We start from the raw sequence: 4,326 nt of genomic DNA, 5'->3' as shown, positions 1-4,326 counted from the left end.
CGAATCGGAGACGCAGGAAGGGCTCGAGCGCATCCAGGCGGACTTCCGCCGCGTGCTGACGGCCGCGAAGCCGGACGCCGAACTGCCGTTCTGAATCCCGGCGGCCTGCGGGCCGTCGCCGGCCCGACGGTCGAACGAGCCGTCGCGCCATCCCCGAAAAGCGGCGCACGCTGACGGCGTGCGGCCGCTTTTTGTCTGTCTGCTCCCCCGGGCGCGATAAAATCGCGTCTTTATGCCTGTCGCCGGCCGTCCGCCGGCGTTTTTTCAGCGTGCAAAAGATCCTGATCGTGCGCGTGTCGTCCCTGGGCGACGTCGTGCACAACATGCCGGTGATCGCCGATATCCGGCGTCGCCACCCCGATGCGCAGATCGACTGGCTCGTCGAGGAAAGCTTCGTCGACCTCGTGCGGCTCGTCGACGGCGTGCGCGACGTACTGCCGTTCTCGCTGCGCCGCTGGCGCAAGAAGCCGTTCTCGGGCGCGACGTGGCGCGAGATCCGCGCGTTTCGCAAGCGCCTCGCGGCCGAGCAGTACGACCTCGTGATCGACTGCCAGGGGCTCATCAAGACGGCCTGGGTCGCGAGCTGGGCGCGTGGCCCGCTCGCCGGCCTCGGCAACCGCACCGACGGCGCGGGCTACGAATGGCCGGTGCGCTTCTTCTATCGCAAGCGCGTGCCGATCGCGCCGCGCACGCACGTGGTCGAGCGTTCGCGCCAGCTGGTCGCGGCCGCGCTGGGCGACCCGGCGCCGACGCCGGCCGATCCGGTCGACTTCGGCCTCGATACGCGCGCGGCGGCGCTCGCGGTCGCGGCGCTCGGCCTGAACCTGCCGGTGCCGTACGTGGTGTTCGTGCATGCGACGTCGCGCGCCGACAAGCAGTGGCCGGACGCTGCGTGGATCGAGCTCGGCCAGGCGCTCGTGCGGCGCGGCGCGTCGCTCGTGCTGCCGTGGGGCAACGACGCGGAGCGCGCGACCAGCGAGCGGCTCGCGAAGGAGTTCGGTGCGGCGGCGATCGTGCCGCCGAAGCTGTCGCTGCCGGCCGTCGTCGGCCTGATCGACGGCGCGGCCGCGACGGTGGGGGTTGATACAGGTCTGGTTCATATCGCGGCCGCGCTGAAGCGTCCGACAGTCGAACTGTACAATTTCGCGACGGCCTGGCGGACCGGCGGCTACTGGTCGCCGAACGTCGTCAATCTCGGCACGGCGGGGCAGCCGCCGTCGATCGCACAGGTGAAGGCGGCGCTCTCGGGCTTCGGCCTGCTGTGATGCTCGTCATACCTACCCTGCCTGTTCTGCCCGTTACGCACGCGAACCGATCATGAGCGAATCCCAGATCATCGAAGTCCCGTCCGCCGACTGGAGCGGACACAACCTGTCGGCGCCGCGCGAGCAGCTGCTCGCCGCGGTCGAGGAAGGCAAGGTGCTGTATTTCCCGCACCTGCGCTTCGTGATCGAAGGCGGTGAGGAAGCGCTGCTCGATCCGGCGCTCGCCGATCCGAAACGCAAGAACATCAGCCTCGCGCCGAACGGCGGCGCGCTCGCCGGCGTGCTCGGCGACAGCGTCACGCAGTCGGCCGTGCGCGCGCTGGTCGCGCGCTTCCAGCAGCAGGCCGGCACGCTCGTCGACGGCCTGTTTCCCGAATACCGCGGCAAGCTGCGCGTCGCGCCGACGAGCCTGCGGCTGATGCAGGTCGAGACGCGCCAGACATCCTGGCGCAAGGACGACAGCCGGCTGCACGTCGATGCGTTCCCGTCGCGGCCGAACTACGGCGAGCGGATCCTGCGCGTGTTCACGAACGTGAACCCGGCCGGCCAGCCGCGCGTGTGGCGCGTCGGCGAGCCGTTCGAGGACGTCGCGAAGCGCTTCTTGCCGAAGATCCGGCCGCAGTTGCCGGGCTCGGCGTGGCTGTTGAACCTGCTGCACGTGACGAAGTCGCCGCGCAGCGCGTACGACCACCTGATGCTGAACCTGCACGACCGGATGAAGGCCGATCTCGACTACCAGAAGACCTGCCCGCAGCAGACGATGCCGTTTCCGCCGGGCAGCGTGTGGATATGTTTCTCGGATCAGACTTCGCACGCTGTGATGTCCGGCCAGTTCATGCTCGAGCAGACCTTCTTCCTGCCGGTCGACGCGATGGTGCGTCGCGAATGCGCGCCGCTCGGGATTCTCGAGCGCCTGCAGGGCAGGGCGCTGGTTTGAGCGCGCACCGCATGCTCCGTGGTGACGGAGCCCGCTCATGCTGAGGGCGATCTATCGTGCGTTGTGGTGGCTCGTCGCGCCGATCGCGGTCATCCGCCTCTTGGTGCGCTCGCGCAAGGAGCGCGGCTATCGCGAGCACATCGGCGAGCGCTTCGGCCACGTCGCCGGCCGTTCGCCGGACGATCGCGCGCCGCTGATCTGGGTGCATGCGGTGTCGGTCGGCGAGACGCGCGCCGCGCAGCCGCTGATCGACGCGCTGATGCGCGCACGTCCCGACGCGCGCATCCTGCTCACGCACATGACGCCGAGCGGCCGCGCGACCGGCGAGCAGATCTTCGGCGACCGCGTGCTGCGCTGCTACCTGCCGTACGACATGCCGGGCGCAGTGCGGTGTTTCCTGCGCGCATGGCGGCCGACGCTTGGCCTCGTGATGGAAACCGAAGTGTGGCCGACGCTGATCGACGAGTGCCGCCGCGCGGACGTGCCGCTCGTGCTGACCAACGCGCGGATGTCCGCGCGCTCGCATCGCCGTGCGACGAAATTCGGTGCGGCGACGCGCGACGTGTTCGGCGGTTTCTCGCGCGTGCTCGCGCAGAGCCCGGCCGACGCGGAGCGGCTGACGTCGCTCGGCGCGCGCAACGTGGCGGTGCTCGGCAACCTGAAGTTCGACATGACGACGCCGCCGGAGCTGGCGGCGCGCGGCCATGCATGGCGCGACGCGATCGGCACGCGGCCCGTATGGGTCGCCGCCAGCACGCGCGAGAACGAGGAGGCGCTGGTGCTGCAGGCATTCGCGGCGATGAAGACGCCCGGTGCGCTGCTGGTGCTCGTGCCGCGGCATCCGCAGCGTTTCGCCGAAGTCGAGGCGCTGGTCGCGCGTAACGGGTTCAAGTGCGTGCGGCGTTCGGTGTGGGGCGCGAATGCCGCGGCGCTTGCGGCTGGCCGGCCCGCTGCGACAGAGCCATTGCCGCGCGACGTGACGGTATTGCTCGGCGATTCGATGGGCGAGCTCGGCGCGTACTACGCGGCCGCCGACGTCGCGTTCATCGGCGGCAGCCTGCTGCCGCTCGGCGGGCAGAACCTGATCGAGGCGTGCGCGGTCGGCGTGCCGGTGCTGATCGGGCCGCACGTGTTCAACTTCACGCAGGCGACCGCCGATGCGGTCGCGGCCGGCGCGGCGCTGCAGGTTGCCGATCCGCTCGATCTGGCGCATGTGCTCGACGCGCTGTTCGCCGACCACGCACGGCGTATCGCGATGGGCGCGGCCGGTGCTGCGTTCGCGTCGCGCCATCGCGGCGCGACCGCGCGCTCGGTCGACGTGCTCGCGGCGTTGCTGCCGCCGGTTGAGAACGGCACGCACGCGACGCAGGACGGGCAGGACGCTTAGGGCATGTATGTGTGCGACTTGCATTCGAGCGCGTCGCGCTCGAATGAGTTGCAACGAGTTGAAGGGGCAAGGTCGTGTCCAGTGAACCTTGAGTCGGGTAAGCGCGTGGCTTTCTTTCTACTCATAGAGGGGGCAGAACAAAGCGATAGAACGAGCAGATCGGAAAACAGTGCGATTTTGAAAAGCCTATGGTGCGGCCATTCTTAGTCGCTATTTCTCGACATGCTTTTTTTGCGATGGTGTCGCCACAGCCACATAATCGCTACATAGGCGAATACTGCCGCAATCAGTTCGATAGTCACCCACACCACGAAATACAAATCGTCGGGATCGCGAACGCCGAGCCATTCTGAAGCACGCCACCATGCGCGCGCTTCGGCCGGCGTCCACTTATTGGATGGCGGAAGATAACGAGCTGCAATAAGAAGTAGCCCGATAAATAGCAAAACCTTCAGTAGCCTACGGGCGAATGTCGCCATGCGTGATGACCTCAATTGTTCCGTATGCGCTAAGATCCGAATCAATGGCCGGGATTTTTTTGGCGGGCAACAGTGCTGTTCGGATTTTCAGGAAACCCATTCGGGTCGGCGGGGTAATGCGGTGCCTAGCGAAATCCCATTGCCACCGATTGAATGCAGCTGGCTAATAGAATGGGTATCCGGTGGTCTCAAGAATCAAGTGCAACGTTTAGCCAATCCGGCGGCAGCCAATTCCATCGCCATAGCCTCTTCAGGGGT

At 67.4% G+C, this 4,326-nt stretch carries 5 protein-coding genes; 4 read left to right on the top strand and 1 reads right to left on the bottom strand.

The genetic code is table 11. The features are described 5' to 3' along the window. The first annotated feature begins 269 nt into the window (after positions 1 to 269). Genes waaC through waaA form a run of 3 tightly spaced genes read left to right on the top strand, consistent with a single transcriptional unit; the run spans position 270 to position 3,589 of the window. A complete protein-coding gene (waaC, locus tag DIE06_RS37360; protein ID WP_124665701.1) occupies positions 270 to 1,265 on the top strand; it encodes a lipopolysaccharide heptosyltransferase I in 996 nt (331 codons plus the stop codon). 52 nt (positions 1,266 to 1,317) lie between these two features. Beyond that, the gene (locus DIE06_RS37355) at positions 1,318 to 2,202 is read left to right on the top strand and encodes a Kdo hydroxylase family protein (RefSeq protein WP_124665700.1); all 885 of its coding nucleotides are present in this window, start codon (positions 1,318 to 1,320) and stop codon (positions 2,200 to 2,202) included. A gap of 37 nt (positions 2,203 to 2,239) precedes the next feature. Continuing rightward, entirely contained in the window at positions 2,240 to 3,589 is a 1,350-nt protein-coding gene (waaA, locus tag DIE06_RS37350; protein WP_124665699.1) for a lipid IV(A) 3-deoxy-D-manno-octulosonic acid transferase, read from the top strand. A 203-nt stretch (positions 3,590 to 3,792) separates the two neighbouring features. Here the strand turns inward: waaA and DIE06_RS37345 are convergent, their stop codons facing one another. Then, positions 3,793 to 4,068: a hypothetical protein gene (locus tag DIE06_RS37345; protein ID WP_124665698.1), complete on the bottom strand. Its 276-nt coding sequence runs from the start codon at positions 4,066 to 4,068 to the stop codon at positions 3,793 to 3,795. Between DIE06_RS37345 and DIE06_RS38760 the strand changes: the two genes are divergently transcribed. Beyond that, positions 4,067 to 4,326: hypothetical protein (locus tag DIE06_RS38760; RefSeq protein WP_221624095.1), on the top strand; the 260-nt coding region annotated here is incomplete at its 3' end. The genes DIE06_RS37345 and DIE06_RS38760 overlap by 2 nt on opposite strands.

The sequence above is a fragment of the Burkholderia sp. Bp8998 genome, from assembly GCF_003854235.1.
Lineage (GTDB): Bacteria > Pseudomonadota > Gammaproteobacteria > Burkholderiales > Burkholderiaceae > Burkholderia.
Note: the sequence above shows the minus strand (reverse complement) of the source record. Positions and strands in the feature narration are given on the sequence as shown.